The organism is Promicromonospora iranensis, from assembly GCF_028994805.1.
Lineage (GTDB): Bacteria > Actinomycetota > Actinomycetes > Actinomycetales > Cellulomonadaceae > Promicromonospora > Promicromonospora iranensis.
In genome coordinates, this window is record NZ_JAJQQP010000007.1 from 64,252 (window position 1) to 81,434 (window position 17,183).

Consider the following 17,183-nt stretch of genomic DNA (forward strand, 5'->3'; position numbering starts at 1 on the left):
CGAGACAGGCCGCAGGTGCGGTCCTGTCTCGCCCCGGTCCTCCTTCGGGCCGCCTGACGGGGATCAGGCCGTCCGGAGCAGCTCCCCGACCCGGACCGTGCGCCGTCGCGCGACCACGATCGTCGTCACGGCGAGCCCGGCGAGACCCCACAGGGTGGTCGCCGCGATCGCCGCCCCGACGCCGCCCACGCCGGACTCGATCAGGCCGACGAGGCCGTCGAGAGCCGAGCCGACCGGAAGGAACGCCGCCAGCCCTTCGAGCACACCCGGCACCGTCGACACCACCCCGGTCGCGATGACCAGCACCGCCACCAGCAGGCTGATCCCCCGGCCGACGTGCCCGAGCGCTGCGGCCAGCGCCTGGTTGACCGCGACGAAGGCGACCGAGGCCAGTGCGCCGAAGCCCATGGTCGCTGCCCACCCGCCGACGTCGAGGCCCTCGATGCCGGCCAGGACGGCGCCGGTCGCGAGGCCCGTGGCCAGGCCGATCACCGCCGGGACGGCGAACGTCTCGAGCGTGAGCCGGAGCGCGCCGCGCGTCGACCCGCGAGCGTGCAGCGGGACCGGCGAGAACACGATCATCAGCGCAAGTGCACCGAGCCAGAGCGCCAGGACCGCAAACATCGGGCCCGTCGCGCCGGTGTCGAGGTCGGTGACCTCTCCGTCGGTCGCGACCGGGTCGGCCACCACGGAAGCGAGCGACTTGCGCTCCTGCTCCGTGTACGAGGGGATCTCCTCGGTGGCCTGGTCCAGGCCGTCGGACAGGTCCTTCGCGCCGCCGGCCAGCTCGTCGACGCCGCCGGCGAGGCCGTCCACACCGGTCGCGAGCTGGGTGGTGCCTGCTCCGAGGTCCGTGACCCCTGTGGCCAGACCATCCACGCCGGTAGCGAGCTGACTGCTGCCTGCCGCCAGCTGGCCGGCCCCACTGGCGATTTCTGCCGCGCCGGACTCAATACCTCCGGCGGCACCGGACAGTTCTCGAGCGCCCGCGGACAGCTCGGTCACACCGCCAGCAGCCTGATCGGCTCCGGACTCCAGCTCTGCCAGCCCGCCGGAGAGCTGACGGGTGCCCTCTGCCAGCCCTGATGCACCACCCGAAACCTTTTGTGCGCCGCCGGCGAGACCCGAGATACCTGCCGACAGCCCATAGAGCCCGGTCGGCTCGCTGCTGGGGGATCCCGGGGCACCGGCAAGGCCGGCCATGCCGGCGGCAAGCTGGTCAAGGTTCCCCTGGTCCGCGCAGATGGCCGCGAAGCCGGGGTTGACCGTACCCAAGGCACACGACTGCTTGATGCCGTCGACCAGCTCTTGCACCCCGCCGGACAGTGCGGTCGCGTTCGACGGGAGCGTCTCGACCCTCGTCGCCGTCGTCGCCAGACCCTCCGCGACGCCCTCAGCACCTGCTGCGAGCTCCTCAGCACCTGCTGCAAGTTCCGCAGCGCCGTCCGCGGACTGACCGGCCCCGTCGGCCAGCCGGCTCACACCAGCGGCCGCCTGGTCCGCGCCAGCCGCCCACTGATCCGCGCCGGCCGCCCACTGCCCAGCGCCGGCCGCCAAACTGCTTGCACCATCGCCGACCCCGGCCACGCCGGCCGCGGTCTGGCGTGCACCGTCGGCCAGCTCCTTGGCGCCCGCGCCCGCCTCGTTCGCACCGTCGGCGAGCTCGTCAGCACCACCGGCCAGCTCCTCGGCGCCCTTGCCCGCCTCGCTGGCTCCGTCGGCGAGCTGGTCCGCGCCGTCGGCGGCCTTGCCCAGCTCTTCCGAGAGGGTGGAGAAGCCCACGAGGACGTTGTCCACGTAGGTCTCGGTCAGGGTGCTGCCGAGCACGCCGGTGGCGGTCTGCGCCACCACCTGCGCGAGGGCGTCGTCGAGCACACGACCGTTGGCCGGTGTCGCGACGTCGATGGTGGCCTGCCGCGCCTTCGCCGGGTCGTCGCCGCCGAAGGAGGTCGCCGCTGCGGAGAAGCCCTCGGGAATGGTGACGACGGCGGCGTACGTACCGTCGGCGAGGCCGTCGGCCGCGCCCGCCTCGTCGGTGATCTGCCAGTCGTAGCTCGCGTCGGACGCGGGCACCGCAGCAGCCTCGCCCGCCTCGGCGTCCGCGGTCTCACCGCCGCTCACCAGGCCCGCGGCGAGCTGACGACCGAGCGGCACGGTCTGGCCGTCGACCTCGACCGGTTCGTCGAGGTTCACGATCGCCGCCTTGACGGTGTCGAGCCGGTCCTGCGGGTTCCACAGGGCGGAGATCAGCAGCCCCAGGATCATCAGCGGAAGCAGCGCCACGGCCACGGCGCGCCACGGGTTGCGGAAGGGCTCGGGCCGGAGCCATCTCGTTGCGGTGCTCATGCTCGCACCTCCTGCTCGGTCACGTCTGTCTGCTGGTCACGTTCTGTACTGAAGGAGTCGCGGGCACCCGGGGTGACGTCCAGCACCGGGGTGCCGGACGGCGCCAGGTCGGTCGCCGCGAAGCCCGTGGAGCCGAGCAGCACCGCGATGCCCGCACGCTGTGCGCCGGCCACCGCCTGGGCCAGCTCGGCCCGAGCGGCGAGGTCGCCCACCGTCTCGGTGGCGTCCACGACGAGCACCGTCGGCTTGTCGCGCAGTGCCCGGCGAACCGCCTCCGCGGGGTATCCGCCCTCGGCGGCCGAGTCGACGACCGCCACTCGGTGGCGCACCGACGACGCACGTTCGGGCAGCATGAGCCCGGCTGTCTTCGCCACGCCACCCGTCACGTCGAGCCGGCCGGCAACGGCGAGCAGGAAGGCACTCACCGGCACCGTCGCGTCACCGTGCACGAGCAGCGTGCCGCCGCCGGGCACCCGGACGCTCACCGGGCCGACGATCCTGCCGGACCGGCCGCTCACCTCCAGGTCCCCGGTGGCCACCGCGTCAGTAGCGCCCGGCTCCGGCCAGTCCGTGAGCGACAGCTCCCGGGCCAGGCCCTCTCCCTCGACGTCGAACGACGGCAGCACCCGGTCGAGCCACTTCGGCATGTACCAGGCCTTCTCCCCCAGCAGCGCGAGCACAGCCGGGACGAAGACCATGCGCACCACGAAGGCGTCCACGGCCACACCCACGGCGAGGCCGAGGGCGATCGGCTTGAGGTTCATGTCGCCGTGCGGCACGAACGCCACGAAGACCGCGATCATGATCACCGCCGCGGCGGTGACCACCTTGGCCGAGCCCTGGAACCCTGTCGTGATCGCGTGCTTGGCGCTGCCGCCGTGGACGTAGTCCTCCCGCATACGAGACACGAGGAACACCTCGTAGTCCATCGCGAGGCCGAACAGGATGCCCATGAGGACGATCGGCATGAAGCTGATGACCGGTCCGGTGCGGGTCACGTTGAGTGCCTCCGCGAGCACCCCGTGCTCGAACACGAGCGAGACCACGCCGAACGCGGCACCGACGGAGAACAGGTAGCCGATGGTCGCCTTGATCGGCACGGCGATCGAGCGGAACACCATCGTGAGCAGGATCAGCGACAGACCGACCACGACGAGGGCGAACGGCAGCAGCGCGTTACCGAGCTTGTCGGACACGTCGATACCGACCGCTGTGAAGCCCGTGACGGAGAGGTCCACGCCGTACTCGTCGAGGAAGTGGTCGTGCTGCGCGCGGATCTCGCGCACCAGGTCCTCGGTCTGGGCGGAGGTGGGGCCGCCCTCGGGAACCACCTGGATGATGCCGGTGTCCGCGGAGGGGTTGGGCGTCGCGAGGGGGACGTCGGCGACACCCGGAAGGTCCTCGATCTCGGCCCCGATCTCGTTCATGAGCGCCACCGGGTCGGTGCTGGTCACGATGGACCCGGTCACGATCAGCGGGCCGTTGAAGCCGTCGCCGAAGTGCTCCGAGACGAGGTCGTACGTGACGCGGGCCGGGTCGTCCTCCTCCATCACACCCGCGTCCGGGAGGGCGAGGCGCAGGTCCAGCGCCGGGAGGCTGAGCGCGCCCATGGCGGCGATGACCAGCACGACGGTCAGCGCCGGGATCTTGGTCACGGCCCGGACCCAGCCGGTGAAGAAACGGTTCGGCCTCGGCTCGGGCGAGGCCACGGCGGGGACCCGCTCGCGGGTCGCCTCGGGATCAGCGGCGGCAACCGCCTCGGCGGCCTTGGCCTCCTGGGCCGCGGCCCGCCGGACGCGGCGCGACGGCTTGGGCCGCAGCCGCTCCCCCGCGAACCCGAGCAGTGCGGGCAGCAGCGTCAGCGACACCAGCACGGTGACACCCACCGTCACCGCCGCCGCCACGCCCATGATCGTGAGGAACGGGATGCCCGCCACGCCGAGCCCGACGAGCGCGATCATCACGGTGAGGCCCGCGAACACGACGGCAGATCCCGCCGTCGCGGTGGACCGGGCGATCGACTCGTCCACGGGGATCCCGGTACCGAGCTGCTCCCGGTGCCGGGACACGATGAACAGCGCGTAGTCGATACCGACCGCCAGCCCGAGCATCACCGCCAGCATCGGCGTGGTCGAGTTGACCGGCCCGAGGGCGGTCGCGGCGAACAACAGCCCCATGGACGCGCCGACGCCGAGCAGGGCGTTGATCAGCGGCAGACCGGCGGCCACGAGCGAGCCGAGCGTCAGGACCAGCACCACGAGCGCGACCAGGAGGCCGATGCCCTCGGTGAGCGTCATCTCGGGGAACTTGGAGGAGAAGAGCTGACCGCCCAGCTGCGCCTCGGCGCCCTCGGGCAGGGCCTGTGCCAGCGCGTCGGCCTCGACGCCCAGCGCATCCTTGGTCTCCTCGGTGATCGAGCCCTGGTCACCGTCGAGCTGGATCGTGAGGAGCGTGGCGCGCTCGTCGTCCGAGACCGAGGCGGGCATCTGCTCGTCGAACGGCGACGTGACCGCGACGACCTGCGAGACGCCGTCGATCGCCTCGACGCCGTCGGTGATGGCGGAGCGCATGGGCTCGTCCTGGATGGACGCCCCCTCGGGCGCGACCACGATCACCTGCGCTGAAGCGCCGCTGACCTGGGGGAATGTCGATGCCAGGCGGTCAAGAGCCTCCTGGGACTCGGTGCCCGGGATGGACACCTGGTTGTCGAGACCTTGCTGGAGCAGGCCGGCGGCACCGCCCACGAGGACGAGCACCACCACCCAGAGAGCCACGACGAGGCGGCGGGCACGGACGGCCCAGCGGCCGAGCGAGTAGAGAACGGAGGACACGCACACTCCTGGACGAGGCGGGGTACGGCGAGAGACCTACGATGCACCACTGTATCCGATACACGGATGCATCCGATACAAAGATGTATTGATAGACTGGCCACTCGATACCCCGAGGAGCTTCCGTGACTGCTGAGCACACCCCCGACGCCGGCTCCGGGTCGTCCGTCGAGCGTGCGTTCGCCACGGCCCTGACCCCCCGGCGTGAACGAACCCGCGAGCGCCTGCTCGACGCCGCCTTCACCGTCTTCGCGCACCACGGCATCCACGGTGCGTCGATCGAGGCCGTCTGCGAGGCCGCCGGCTTCACCCGCGGCGCCTTCTACTCGAACTTCAGCAGCAAGGAGGAGCTGTTCCTCGCGCTCGCCGAGCGGGCCATGCGCCAGCAGCTCGCCTCGCTGGAATCCATCCGCAAGGATCTGGAGCCCGGCATCGTCCAGGGCGGCTGCATGGATCACGACGCGATCCGCAGCATCCTCGCGGTCGTGGTCACCGACCCAGGGGACGCCCGGCAGTGGGCCCTGATGCGTGCGGAGCTGGAGCTGCTCGCGATGCGGGACCCCGCCGTCGGCCGCCCGTTCCTTGCCCAGGAGGAGATGCTGCGCACCGAGGTGGGTGCCGCGATCGAGCGGATCCTCAACGACCTCGGCCTGCGGTTCACGGTCGACCAGCGCACGGCGGTCGACCTGCTGCTCAGTGTCTACGAGTCGTCCGCCCGCAGCGCTGTCGTCGCGAACCCCACGGCAGAGGACGGCGATGCCGCACCCGACACCGCCGTCCTGACCCACCTGGTCAACCTCGTGGTGGCCCCCGCCGACTGAGCCGGCTCCCGCTCGTCACCAGCGCGCGTTCGCGGCGAGCTCCAGCGCGATCTCCTGCCACCACTGGCCGGCCGCGGGGCCGCCGTTGCACGCACCGTCCGACTCGCCCGGCAGCTTGACCCACAGCAGCGCGTCGAGCGATGTCGCGTCGTCGACGAGCCGCGGCTGCTCCCCCAGGGCGCGGCCGCGCGGGTTGCACCACTCACCGTTGGAGCCGTTGCCGTTGCGCGACGTGTCGATGACGTACGGGCGCCCGCCCACCTGCGCCGACACCTGCTCGGCGTACGCCTGGGTGTCCGCCGTCGTCTGGTAGTTCGAGGTGTTGAGCGCGAACCCGACAGCATCCGTGAAGCCGATCAGCTGCAGTCGCTGCGCGGCCTCGCCTGCGCTCAGCCACCCGGAGTGTCCAGCGTCGATGTAGACGCGCGCGCCCGCGGCGGTCAGCGACGCCGCCGCGTACCGCAGGTAGCCGACGCGGTCGCCCTGCCCGTCGCAGTCGCCGAGCTGGGCCAGCGCGTCGGGCTCGAGGATCACGATCGGGCTGCCCTCGATGCCCTCCGCCACGGTGTCCACCCACCGCGCGTACTCGCTCTCGGGCACCCCGCCCCCGGAATGGTTGCCGCAGTCGCGGCCCGGGATCGCGTACACCGTCAGCATGCCGGTCTGGCCGGCGGCCGCGGCACGACCCGTGTAGTCCGCCACCTCCGCACGGGAGTGGTCCGCGTCGGCCCAGTTGCCGACCCAGTACGACTGCGGGGTCAGGGCGATCTTCGCCAGCAGGTCCTTGTCCGTGCCGCTCGCCGCCTCCCAGGCGGCATAGGCCTGGGTGCCGGGGTCCACGTAGAGGTCCGACACCGCGGGTGCCGGCTCCGGGCTGGTCACGTCGGCGGCAGCGCTCTGGGACACCGCGACGGCGCCGGTGGTCATGAGGGCGAGGGCTGCGGCCAGGGCCGCCGTTCGGGTACGACGTCGTACGCGAGGCATGGCGCTCTCCGTTCAGTCGGGCTCACCCCGGCCGGACCGGTCGAGGTGTATCCCGTGACGCTAGGAAGGACGCCGCCGCCACGGGAACCCCGCGAATCGTTTAGGCGGATCGTCGGTCGAGCCTGCCGGGACCCGTGGGTCCCGACAGGCTCGACCGGCGGGACCGATCAGCGAGGGCTCACGCGAGTGCCTCGTCGACCAGCGTCCTCGCGGCCTCCTGCACCTCGGTGAGGTGCTCGGCGGACACGAACGACTCCGCGTAGATCTTGTACACGTCCTCGGTGCCGCTCGGGCGGGCGGCGAACCACGCGTCCGCTGTCGTGACCTTGAGGCCGCCGACCTTGGCGCCGTTGCCGGGCGCCTCGGTGAGCTTGGCGGTGATGTCCTGTCCGGCAAGCGTCGTGGAGGTGACGTCGGACGGGGAGAGCGCACCGAGCCGGGCCTTCTGCTCGCGCGTGGCGGCGGCGTCGACCCGGGCGTACCAGCTCTCGCCGAAGCGCTCGACCTGCGCGGCGTGGTGCGCCGAGGGCGACGTGCCGGTGGTCGCGAGGATCTCCGAGGCCAGGAGCGCGAGCAGGATGCCGTCCTTGTCGGTGGACCAGACGCGACCGTCCTTGCGCAGGAACGACGCGCCGGCGGACTCCTCTCCGCCGAAGCCGACCTCGCCCGAGAGCAGGCCCGGGACGAACCACTTGAAGCCGACCGGCACCTCCAGGAGACGCCGGTTCAGGTCTCCGGCCACCCGGTCGATGAGCGCCGAGGACACGAGGGTCTTGCCGATCGCTGCACCGCTCGGCCAGCTCGGGCGGGCCCCGCCGTACAGGTACTCGATGGCCACCGCGAGGAAGTGGTTGGGGTTCATGAGGCCGTCGGCGGTGACGATGCCGTGCCGGTCGGAGTCGGCGTCGTTCCCCGTGGCGATGTCGAAGGGCGCCCCGCCGACCGGGTCCGCACCGCTCGTCATCCGCTCCACCAGCGACGCCATCGCGTAGGGCGAGCTGCAGTCCATCCGGATCTTGCCGTCCCAGTCGAGCGTCATGAACGCCCAGCGGGGGTCGACCTGCGGGTTCACGACGGTGAGGTCGAGGTCGTACCGGTCGGCGATCTCGCCCCAGTACTCGACCGACGCCCCGCCGAGGGGGTCCGCACCGATCCGCACACCGGAGGTGCGGATGGCTTCCAGGTCCAGCACGTTGGCGAGATCGTCGACGTAGGTCGACAGGAAGTCGTGCCGGTGCGTCGTGTCCGAGGCCAGCGCGGCGTCCAGCGAGACCCGCTTCACGTGCCCCACGCCCGTGCGCAGGATCTCGTTGGCCCGGTCCGCGATCCACCCGGTCGCGTCGGAGTCGGCGGGGCCACCGTGCGGCGGGTTGTACTTGAACCCGCCGTCCCGGGGCGGGTTGTGCGACGGCGTCACCACGATCCCGTCGGCCAGCCCGGCGCCCGGAGCGGCCCGGCCGGGCGTCCCCTCGATGAACCGCGTCTGGTTGTGCAGCAGGATCGACTGGCTGACGGCGGGTGTCGGGGTCCACGAGTCCCGCGCGTCGATCATCACGTCGACGCCGGCGGCGGCGAGCACCTCCAACGCCGTCTGCCAGGCAGGGCGGGACAGCGCGTGCGTGTCCCGCCCGATGAAGAGCGGTCCGTCAGTGCCCTGGCCCCGCCGGTACTCCACGATCGCGGCGGTGATCGCGACGATGTGCGCCTCGTTGAAGGCGTGGTCCAGGCTCGACCCGCGGTGACCGGAGGTGCCGAACGCGACCTGCTGGCCAGGGTCCTCCGGGTCCGGGGAGAGGTCGTAGTAGGCGCCCACCACCTGGTCGACGTCGATGAGGTCGCTGGGCTGGGCGGGAGTTCCGGCACGCGCATCCATACAGCCGATACTGCCAGGTACCGGGCGGCTCCGTCGCCGCCGGAGCCGTCGTGACGCCGTCGTAGGCTGAAGGCATGTTCCCGCAGATGCTGCCCGAGGTTCCCTCGGTCCACCCCAGCGAGCTCGACCCGACCTCCCCCGTACCCGCCGGGTCCGTCCTGCTGGACGTGCGCGAGCAGGACGAGTGGGACGCGGGCCACGCTCCCGGCGCCGTGCACATCCCCCTGAGCGATCTGCCCGCGCGGTACGGCGAGCTGGACGCCGACTCCCCGGTGCTGGTCATCTGCCACTCCGGCGGCCGCTCGGCACGCGCCACGCAGTGGCTCAACGACGCGGTGGGCTTCGAGGCGACCAACGTCGACGGCGGCATCATCGCCTGGCAGGGCGCCGGGCTGCCCGTCGAGCGCTGAGGACGGGCTCGACGGCGACGCCCAGGAGGTCCTGGTCGCCCAGGGCCACCATCTACAGGGCCACTATCTACAGGGCCACTACCTGCTGGAGCGTGGCTGGCTCGGGTCGGTCTCGTTCCAGACCCGGTCCAGCGCGGTGACGGCGTAGGTGTAGGCGGTACCGGGCCGGGCCGAGGTGTCGAGCCAGGACTGGACGCGTCCGCCCGCCGAGCGGAACGTCCCCACGAGGTTCGCCGGGTCGTTCGTGTCCACGGAGGACACCGACCCGGCCACGCGGTACACCGCGAACGACGTCGCTCTGGCCTCCTTGGTGCCGATGTCCGCCACGTGGACCCGGATGCCGTCGCGTACCGCGCGCACGTTCGCGAGGACCGGGGTGACCACGGGCTCGGCAGGCAGGTGCGGCATGGGCGGCACCAGCGCCGGGTACTGGTAGTGGTCCTCGACGACCTTCGACATCCCACCCTGCGCGTCGACGGGTATGTGCTTCGCGGAGTAGTAGACGTTGCCGTGGATCGGGCCGACGTCGCGGCTGACCTCCCGGCACAGGTCGAGGTGGTTGGTGAGCTCGTCAGGGTCGGTGAAGACCCCGCTCGTCATCTTGTACAGGGCCTCGCCGATGTACAGCTGCGTGCCGGACTGCGCCGCGACCGCCGCCCACCACGGGACGAGAGCCGCGTAGTCGGCGACCGCCAGGCCGATCTGCCAGTAGATCTGCGGGTTGACGTAGTCGAGCCAGCCCTTGAGCACCCACTTGCGGGTGTCGGCGAACTGGTCGTCGTACGACTGGGAGCCACGGGTCTCCGAACCCAGCGGGTCCGTGGTCGAGTTCCGCCAGATGCCGAACGGGCTGATCCCGAACTTCACCCAGGGCTTGGTCTCCTTGATACGGACGCTCATGGTCTCGACGAATCGGTCCACGTTCGCCCGGCGCCAGCTCTCGACCGTGTCGAAGCCCGCGCCGTACCGCTCGTAGGTCGCGGCGTCGGGCAGCGCCTGGCCGGCCACCGGGTACGGGTAGAAGTAGTCGTCGAAGTGCACGCCGTCGATGTCGTAGTTCTCGACGGCGTGCAGGATCGCCTGCTGGATGTGCTCCTGCGCCTCCGGGACGCCCGGGTCGAAGTAGAGCCGACCGCCGTACGCCCAGACCCACTCCGGGTGCCGGCGCGCGGGATGCTCCGGGACGAGCTGCGCCGGGTCCGCCTGCATCGACACGCGGTACGGGTTGAACCAGGCGTGCAGCTCGATGTTGCGCTTGTGCGCCTCCTCGACCATGAACGCGAGCGGGTCGTAGCCCGGGTCCTGGCCCTGTGTACCCGTCAGGTACTGGGACCACGGCTCGTACGGGCTCTCGTAGAAGGCGTCAGCAGTGGGTCGCACCTGCACGAACACGGCGTTCAGCCGGTTCTCCTCCGCGACGTCGAGCCAGTGCAGGAACTCGGCCTGCTGGGTGCCGGCATCGAGGCCGCTCGCGGAGGGCCAGTCGATGTTGACCACGGAGGCGATCCACATGGCCCGCAGCTCACGCTTCAGGCCGAGGCCCGACGACGGCTCCGGCGCGGCGTTCCCCGTCATCGCCGGAGCACCGAGCGCCGTGGCCGGGTCGAGCGCCGCGATGGTGACGCTGATCGCAGCCGCTGCCGTACCCGCCGTCGCCATCGTGAGGAACTCTCGGCGACCCAGCCCCGATCTCAACCCCGACAGCTGTGCCGGCGGGAGCGACGTGGTGCGCGCAGAGGCGGGCATGGGTGTCGCCTCGTGGCTGGCGGGGTGCCTCACGTACTTGACCTCCGGTGCTGGCTGCTGGGGGCTGGTGCCGTGGTGCTCTGTGTTCTCGTTTTGCTAGGTTGGCCGGCGTCGGTCGGCACACTGAGGTGACGAACAATGCCACCGGACGACGCCGTGGGGAAACTCTCGCACATGTCGCTGCGGATGTGAAGTTTGCAGCGGCCCCGAGAACGTGAAAGTTAGTTTCACGCCTCCCGCAGCAGGTCGTCGTACTCGGGCGCGTGCTTCCGCACGTAGGAGCGGATGTAGGGGCACAGCGCCACCACCTTGCCGCCTGCCTCGCGCACCATGCCGAGCGCCGCCTTCGCGAGCTGCCCCGCCAGGCCCCGGCCCTCGTACTCCTCGAACACCTCGGTGTGCACGAAGACGACCGCCCCGCTGTCGATCTCGTAGGCGGCGAAGCCTGCTAGCTTCCCGTCGACGCTCACCTCGAAACGGGACTGGTCAGGGTTGTCGGCAACGGTCACCTGCGGTTCGTCGGTCATGGGGTCATCGTGTCCCCTCAGTTCCGTCGGAGGCCACCCCTGCCTCATCGGCCGGCAGAAACACGGGGCCCGTGTCGGTGGTCGATGGCACACTCGCTCCGTGCCCGAGACCGTCGACCCGCCCCGCTCCAACCCGTACGCGGCAGTGCTGCGCACCCCCGGGGCACTCAGGTTCTCGGCTGCCGGCGCGCTCGCCCGCCTGCCCATGTCGATGGTCGGGATCGGCGCCGTGCTCATGGTGCAGGGCCTCTACGACAGCTACGCCATGGCGGGCCGGGTCGCGGCGGTCCTGGGGCTGGCGCAGGCGTTCCTCGCCCCGCAGATCGGCCGCTGGGTGGACCGGCACGGCCAGCGGACGGTGCTGCTGCCGGCACTCGTCGTGACCGTGACCGGCCTGGGCGGCCTCGTGACGGCCGCCGTGCTCGGTGCCCCCGAATGGGTGCTGTGGCCGTTCGCCGCGCTCGCCGGCGGGAGCCAGGGGTCGTACGGCTCGATGGTCCGGGCGCGCTGGAACCACACGCTGGACGACCCCCGCCGCCTGCACACGGCGTACTCGCTGGAGTCCTCGATCGACGAGCTGGTCTACATCGTCGGCCCGGTGCTCGCCACGACGCTCGCCACGACGGTCGCTGCGCCGTCGGCCCTGGTGCTCGCCGGGGTGGCGGCCGTGGTGGGCGGCGTGCTGTTCGTCGTGCAGCGCGCCACCGAGCCGCCGGTCGTCCCGCCCGACGCCGGGGTGCGACGCCGCGCCGTCCTGCTCGTCCCCGGCATGCCGATCGTGGTGCTCGTCTTCATGGGGATGGGTGTGATCTTCGGCTCCATGGAGGTCGTCACCGTGGCCTTCGCCGAGGAGCGGGGCAACAAGGGCATGTCGGGTGTGGTGCTCGCGGTCTTCGCGCTGGGCTCGCTGGTCGCCGGGCTCGCCTACGGCGCCCGCCACTTCACCAGCCCACCGTCCCGCCGGTTCGTGATCGGGATGGCGGCGCTCGGCCCCGGCGTGTCCCTGTTCCTGCTGGCGCAGTCGCTCTGGGTGCTGGCGATCGTGATGTTCGTGGCCGGGCTGGCCATCGCCCCGACGGTCATCACCGGCAACGGCCTGGTGCAGGACATGGTGGGCAGGCACCAGCTCACCGAAGCACTGACCTGGGTGGGCACCTCGATCGGCATCGGCGCCTCGATCGGCGCGTCGTTCGCCGGGGTGCGCGTGGACGAGGCGGGGTCGGCCGCAGGCTTCCTCGTCACCGTCGGCGCGGGCTGGTTCGCCACGCTGCTGACCCTCGCCGCGAGCCGAACGCTCCGGCGACAGGCGGCGGCGCGGCACGAGGGGTGACGGGCGCGGCGGCATTTCACCCCGCTCAACACCCGATCGCAAGAGTCCCCCTGATACGTTGCATCCGACTTTTCCGAATCTTCACGAACGGACCCGGGATGCTCGTCTTCATCATCATCGGTCTTCTCGGGCTCGCGCTCGCTGTCGCCTCGCTCCTGCTCGGCGACTTCCTCGACCTCGCTGACGGGGCGCTCTCGGGCACCTCGCTGGGCGCCGGCGCAATGCTGTTCGGCGCGACCGGAATGGTGGTGCTGTCCTCCGGCCTCGAGCCGTGGGTCGCCTACCCGGCGGGTCTCGTGGTCGGCGTCCTGGTGATCGTCCTCGTGAACGTGCTGCTCAAGCGGCTCAAGGCCGGCGACGACGGCACACCCGTCTCGCTCGTGGGCGCCCAGGGTTCCGTCACGTCCGATGTCGACCGCGGCCACGGTGAGGTCTCCCTCGACGCCGCTACCGAGCTCGAGACCCGGCTCGCGTTCTCCGACGAGCCCATCGAGCAGGGCACGCGGATCGTCGTCGTGGAGCAGCACGGCGCGCGCGTCAAGGTCGAGCCCGTGCGCTGAGCCGCGCTCCGCCGTCCCGATCCCCGCACCACCAGACATCCGGCCGGGACCACCTGTGAGCCTGGCCATCACATCCCCAGGAGCAGACATGGAAATGACCGGACAACTAGTGGGCGTCATCGCCGTCGTGGCCGGCGTGCTCGCGATCTTCCTCGTGCTCGCGTTCGTCGCGAGCCGCATCCGGCGAGTGCCGCCGAACGAGGCCTTGATCATCGTGGGCCGCGGCGCGGGCAAGTCCGAGGCCCAGATGGCGAGCCAGCGTGTCGTCGTCGGTGGCCGGGCGTTCGTGTGGCCGGTGCTGCAGCAGGGCTTCGCGATCTCGCTGGAGCAGCGGCAGATCGGCATCACCGTCGAGGGTGTCGACAAGAACCGGATCAAGATCGCGATCAAGGCCTCGATCAACTTCAAGGTGCGCGGCGACGAGGAGGGCGTCCGACGGGCGGCCCAGCGGTTCCTCTCCCAGCAGCACCTGCTGACCGAGATCATCAAGGAGTCCCTCGAGGGTTCCCTGCGGTCGATCGTCGGCGACATGACGATCGAGCAGATCATCTCGGACCGCAAGGGCCTGTCGGACCGCGTGGTGCAGTCCACCAAGACCGATCTCTCCGAGCAGGGTCTCCAGGTCGACCTGCTGAACATCTCCGACATCTCGACGCCTGGATCGGACTACCTCGCGAACCTCGGCCGCGCCGAGGCCGCCAACGCCCGCCAGCTCGCCGAGGTCTCCGAGGCGGAGGCCAACCGTGCCGCGGAGTTCGCCGCGATCGAGGCGGCCGAGCAGATCGCCGTGCGTAAGAAGGCCCTCGACCTCAAGAAGGCCACCATCAAGGCCGAGACGGACAAGGCGAACGCCGAGGCCGACGCCGCCGGCCAGCTCGCTCGTGCCGAGCAGGACCGTCTCGTGGCCCAGCAGGAGCGCGAGGCCATGGCCGAGAAGGCGCGCGTCGAGCAGGAGCGTCTCGACATCGAGGTCCGCAAGCCCGCCGAGGCCAACGCCTACGCGGAGGTCCAGAGCGCCAACGCCCGCCGTGACGCCAACAACGCGGCCACGGAGGCCGAGGCGTTCAAGCGCACCACGATCGCCGGGGCGAACAAGACCGCCGCGCTGCAGGACGCCGAGGCGTCCGCCGAGTCGGTGCGCCGCGCCGGTGAGGCCGAGCGTGACAAGCAGGTGGCTCTCGCCGCCGGTATCGAGGCCGAGGGCCGGGCGCGGGCCATCGCCGTCGAGGCCGAGGGCCTCGCCGAGGCCAAGGCCATCGACGCCAAGGCTGAGGCACTGCGCAAGTACGGCGAGGCCGCCCTGGTGCAGGAGCTCATCGAGCGGATGCCCGACATCGTCCGTGCCGCTGCCGAGCCCATGGCCTCGATCCAGGGCATGACCGTGATCTCGACCGACGGCGCCTCCGCGATCACCAAGAACGTGGCGTCCGTGATCGGCGAGGGCCAGGGCGTCATCAAGCAGCTGACGGGCGTGGACATCAACCAGCTCATCTCGAACCTCGCCGGCCCGATGAACGGTGGCGCCTCCGGCCCCACCGACGTCTCCGGCGCCGCAGAGAAGAACTGACCCTCTGGTCAGAGACCGTCGAACAGGTCAGGCCCCCAGGTCACTCCGGTGACCTGGGGGCCTGACCCGTCATGGCTCCGGGTAGCGGGCGTCGTAGCGCCAGAACCGCGACGTCAGCCGCACGATCACCCAGAGCAGCACCAGGCACGTGAGGCCGCCGACGACGGCCGCCCAGCCCTCACCGAACCACGTCGCCTCCACGCCGAGGACCATCTCCCCGAGGCGCGGCCCGCCGGCCACCACCACGATGAACACACCCTGCAGCCGCCCGCGCATGTGGTCGGGGGTCGCGGTCTGCAGGATGCTCTGCCGGAACACCGACGAGACGCTGTCGGAACCACCGGCGAGCGCCAGCGCGATCCCGGCCACGACCACCGCCCAGACGATCGGCCCGTCCGGTGAGCCGCGGCCCACGAGCACGAGGACGAGCCCGAAGGCAGCGATCGATACGGCCCACGCGGTGATCGCCCAGACGATCACCTGCCCCTGCTTGCGGATGCGCGTCAGCCCGCCCGAGAACACGCCGGCGAGGATGCCCCCGACGGCGAAGGCCGCGGCGAGCACACCGGTGGTCGTCTCGCCGCCGCCGAGGTAGATGACGCCGGCGGCCGGCCACAGCACGCGCGGGAAGGACAGGACCATGGCGCAGATGTCGACGAGGAACGTGGTGCGCACGTTCGGCTGGGTCGCGAGATAGCGCAGGCCGTCCAGGACCGACCGCAGGCCGACGCCGCGGACGCGGCTCCTGCCGTTCTGCGGGCCGTCGGCCTCCGTGCCCTCCGGCAGGACGGGCGGCAGCCGGAACACCGCCCAGAGAGCTGCGAGGAACAGCACCATGTCGAGGGTGTACGCCCAGGCGTACCCGAGCTGGGCGACCAGCAGTGCGCCGATCAGCGGTCCACCGGTCAGCGCAACGTTCCAGGAGAGCGTCATCAGCGCGTTGGCCGCCGGCATGAGCTCCTTGGGGAGCAGTCGCGGGATGATGGCCGACCGCGCCGGGTTGTTGATGGCGAAAGCGGCGCTCTGCACGGCGACCAGTCCGTACAGCAGAGGCACGGACTCCAGCCCGAGCCACGCCTGCACGGCGATGCCGGCCACGACCACCCACAGCACGAGCGACGACACGAGCGACACCTTGCGCCGGTCGTAGTGGTCCACGAGCGCCCCGCCGTACAGGCCGAGCGCCACCAGCGGAACCAGCGAGAAGAGGCCCAGCAGCCCGACCGCCAGCGTGGACCCGGTCAGGGCGTAGATCTGCAGGCCCACCGCGACGATGGTGACCTGGGTACCGATGTTCGAGACCGAGAGCCCGAACCAGAGACGCCGGAAGTCGGGCGACACCCTCAAGGGTGTGGTGTCGGCGAGCAGGTGGCGCATGGTGTCCGATGGTAGGCCGCGCTCAGGCCCAGCCGGCTCGCCTGTGACGTGCGCCTCTGACACATGACAGAGCGGGCGCTCAGGACACCCCCCGATGTCCCGAGCTCCCGCTCTGTACTGTCCTGGTCCGCGGGCCGGGGCGCCCCCCAGCGGCGCCCCGACCCTCGAACCTGCCGACCCGGGTGATGGTCAGCCCTCGTTCATGAGTCACCTTGATGGCTCATGAACAAAGACCGCACCCGGATCGTTGTCAACCGGCAGAGCGTGGACGAACCACGCTTCACCGGCGACGCACTCGGAGCGCCGCGATCCCCAGCCCCAGAAGGAGCGAGATCAGCGAGAGCTGCCCCGTGGTCATGTGGCCCGTCTCGGCGAGGCCGGCTTCGGGCACCACGATCGGTGCCGCCTCCGCCTCCGCCTCGGGCTCAGGAGGTATGGCGCGCAGTCCCTCGCTCAGGCCGTGCGACAAGAAGCTCTCGTCGTAGGCCGTCGGGACGCTGCCGCCCTTGTCACCCCAGCTGAGGTCGACGCCCTCGCCGGGAACGCCCGCACCGGCATCCGGCCCGGCCGCGGGTGCACTGTCGTCCTCGTGTCCGTCGGCCGCGGTCGGTACGACGTCCGAGACACCGCCGACGGCCAGTCCAGCGGCGACCACATCCGCGACCGTGGAGCCCTCGGACACCTGGCCGGCGCGATCCTGGGCTTCCGGTCCCTGGTTTCCCGTTCCGTCCGCACCGGGCTTGCCGGTGTCGGGCTTGCCGGTGTCGGGCTTGTCGGTGTCGGGCTTGTCGGTGTCGGGCTTACCGGTGTC

At 71.2% G+C, this 17,183-nt stretch carries 12 protein-coding genes and 1 pseudogene; 5 read left to right on the plus strand and 8 right to left on the minus strand.

Annotated features, from left to right (window positions below; all coding sequences use genetic code 11):
• Positions 1-63: 63 nt before the first annotated feature.
• Both LUM46_RS13145 and LUM46_RS13150 read right to left on the minus strand, forming a co-directional pair.
• A complete protein-coding gene (locus LUM46_RS13145; protein WP_274994478.1) occupies positions 64-2,346 on the minus strand; it encodes a YhgE/Pip domain-containing protein in 2,283 nt (760 codons plus the stop codon).
• Positions 2,343-5,177, minus strand: a complete 2,835-nt coding sequence (locus LUM46_RS13150; RefSeq protein ID WP_274994479.1) for an MMPL family transporter — start codon at positions 5,175-5,177, stop codon at positions 2,343-2,345. The genes LUM46_RS13145 and LUM46_RS13150 overlap by 4 nt, the downstream gene beginning before the upstream one ends.
• 125 nt (positions 5,178-5,302) lie before the next feature.
• On the opposite strand from LUM46_RS13150, the gene LUM46_RS13155 reads away from it, so the two are divergent.
• Positions 5,303-5,998, plus strand: a complete 696-nt coding sequence (locus tag LUM46_RS13155) for a TetR/AcrR family transcriptional regulator (protein ID WP_274994480.1) — start codon at positions 5,303-5,305, stop codon at positions 5,996-5,998.
• Positions 5,999-6,013: 15 nt separating this feature from the next.
• Here LUM46_RS13155 and LUM46_RS13160 read toward each other — a convergent pair whose 3' ends face one another.
• Together LUM46_RS13160 and pgm are read right to left on the minus strand one after the other, a co-directional pair.
• Positions 6,014-6,982, minus strand: coding sequence for a glycoside hydrolase family 6 protein (locus tag LUM46_RS13160; RefSeq protein ID WP_274994481.1), 969 nt, complete (start codon positions 6,980-6,982; stop codon positions 6,014-6,016).
• Positions 6,983-7,160: 178 nt separating this feature from the next.
• Entirely contained in the window at positions 7,161-8,855 is a 1,695-nt protein-coding gene (gene pgm / locus LUM46_RS13165; RefSeq protein ID WP_274994482.1) for a phosphoglucomutase (alpha-D-glucose-1,6-bisphosphate-dependent), read from the minus strand.
• A gap of 74 nt (positions 8,856-8,929) precedes the next feature.
• Between pgm and LUM46_RS13170 the strand changes: the two genes are divergently transcribed.
• Entirely contained in the window at positions 8,930-9,265 is a 336-nt protein-coding gene (locus LUM46_RS13170) for a rhodanese-like domain-containing protein (RefSeq protein WP_274994483.1), read from the plus strand.
• 78 nt (positions 9,266-9,343) lie between these two features.
• On the opposite strand, the gene LUM46_RS13175 is transcribed toward LUM46_RS13170, so the two are convergent.
• Positions 9,344-11,011, minus strand: coding sequence for a glycoside hydrolase family 10-like protein (locus tag LUM46_RS13175; RefSeq protein WP_274994484.1), 1,668 nt, complete (start codon positions 11,009-11,011; stop codon positions 9,344-9,346).
• A gap of 227 nt (positions 11,012-11,238) precedes the next feature.
• Entirely contained in the window at positions 11,239-11,538 is a 300-nt protein-coding gene (locus tag LUM46_RS13180) for a GNAT family N-acetyltransferase (RefSeq protein WP_274994485.1), read from the minus strand.
• A 100-nt stretch (positions 11,539-11,638) separates the two neighbouring features.
• On the opposite strand from LUM46_RS13180, the gene LUM46_RS13185 reads away from it, so the two are divergent.
• From LUM46_RS13185 to LUM46_RS13195, 3 genes are all read left to right on the plus strand, one after another.
• Positions 11,639-12,868: an MFS transporter gene (locus LUM46_RS13185; protein ID WP_274994486.1), complete on the plus strand. Its 1,230-nt coding sequence runs from the start codon at positions 11,639-11,641 to the stop codon at positions 12,866-12,868.
• 98 nt (positions 12,869-12,966) lie between these two features.
• Positions 12,967-13,428, plus strand: coding sequence for an NfeD family protein (locus LUM46_RS13190; protein WP_274994487.1), 462 nt, complete (start codon positions 12,967-12,969; stop codon positions 13,426-13,428).
• 88 nt (positions 13,429-13,516) lie between these two features.
• Positions 13,517-14,995, plus strand: a complete 1,479-nt coding sequence (locus LUM46_RS13195) for a flotillin family protein (RefSeq protein ID WP_274994488.1) — start codon at positions 13,517-13,519, stop codon at positions 14,993-14,995.
• Between the two features lie 69 nt (positions 14,996-15,064).
• Here LUM46_RS13195 and LUM46_RS13200 read toward each other — a convergent pair whose 3' ends face one another.
• Positions 15,065-16,372: an MFS transporter gene (locus LUM46_RS13200; RefSeq protein ID WP_274994489.1), complete on the minus strand. Its 1,308-nt coding sequence runs from the start codon at positions 16,370-16,372 to the stop codon at positions 15,065-15,067.
• Positions 16,373-16,652: 280 nt separating this feature from the next.
• A pseudogene (locus LUM46_RS13205) lies at positions 16,653-17,183 on the minus strand (hypothetical protein); the annotation flags it as partial.

Bases quoted from the DNA above. Each gene is read 5' to 3' on its own strand.
- LUM46_RS13200 (WP_274994489.1), bottom strand. From the start codon at position 16,372: ATGCGCCACCTGCTCGCCGACACCACACCCTTGAGGGTGTCGCCCGAC.
- LUM46_RS13190 (WP_274994487.1), top strand. From the start codon at position 12,967: ATGCTCGTCTTCATCATCATCGGTCTTCTCGGGCTCGCGCTCGCTGTC.
- LUM46_RS13175 (WP_274994484.1), bottom strand. From the start codon at position 11,011: ATGCCCGCCTCTGCGCGCACCACGTCGCTCCCGCCGGCACAGCTGTCG.
- LUM46_RS13170 (WP_274994483.1), top strand. From the start codon at position 8,930: ATGTTCCCGCAGATGCTGCCCGAGGTTCCCTCGGTCCACCCCAGCGAG.
- pgm (WP_274994482.1), bottom strand. From the start codon at position 8,855: ATGGATGCGCGTGCCGGAACTCCCGCCCAGCCCAGCGACCTCATCGAC.
- LUM46_RS13145 (WP_274994478.1), bottom strand. From the start codon at position 2,346: ATGAGCACCGCAACGAGATGGCTCCGGCCCGAGCCCTTCCGCAACCCG.
- LUM46_RS13180 (WP_274994485.1), bottom strand. From the start codon at position 11,538: ATGACCGACGAACCGCAGGTGACCGTTGCCGACAACCCTGACCAGTCC.
- LUM46_RS13195 (WP_274994488.1), top strand. From the start codon at position 13,517: ATGGAAATGACCGGACAACTAGTGGGCGTCATCGCCGTCGTGGCCGGC.
- LUM46_RS13160 (WP_274994481.1), bottom strand. From the start codon at position 6,982: ATGCCTCGCGTACGACGTCGTACCCGAACGGCGGCCCTGGCCGCAGCC.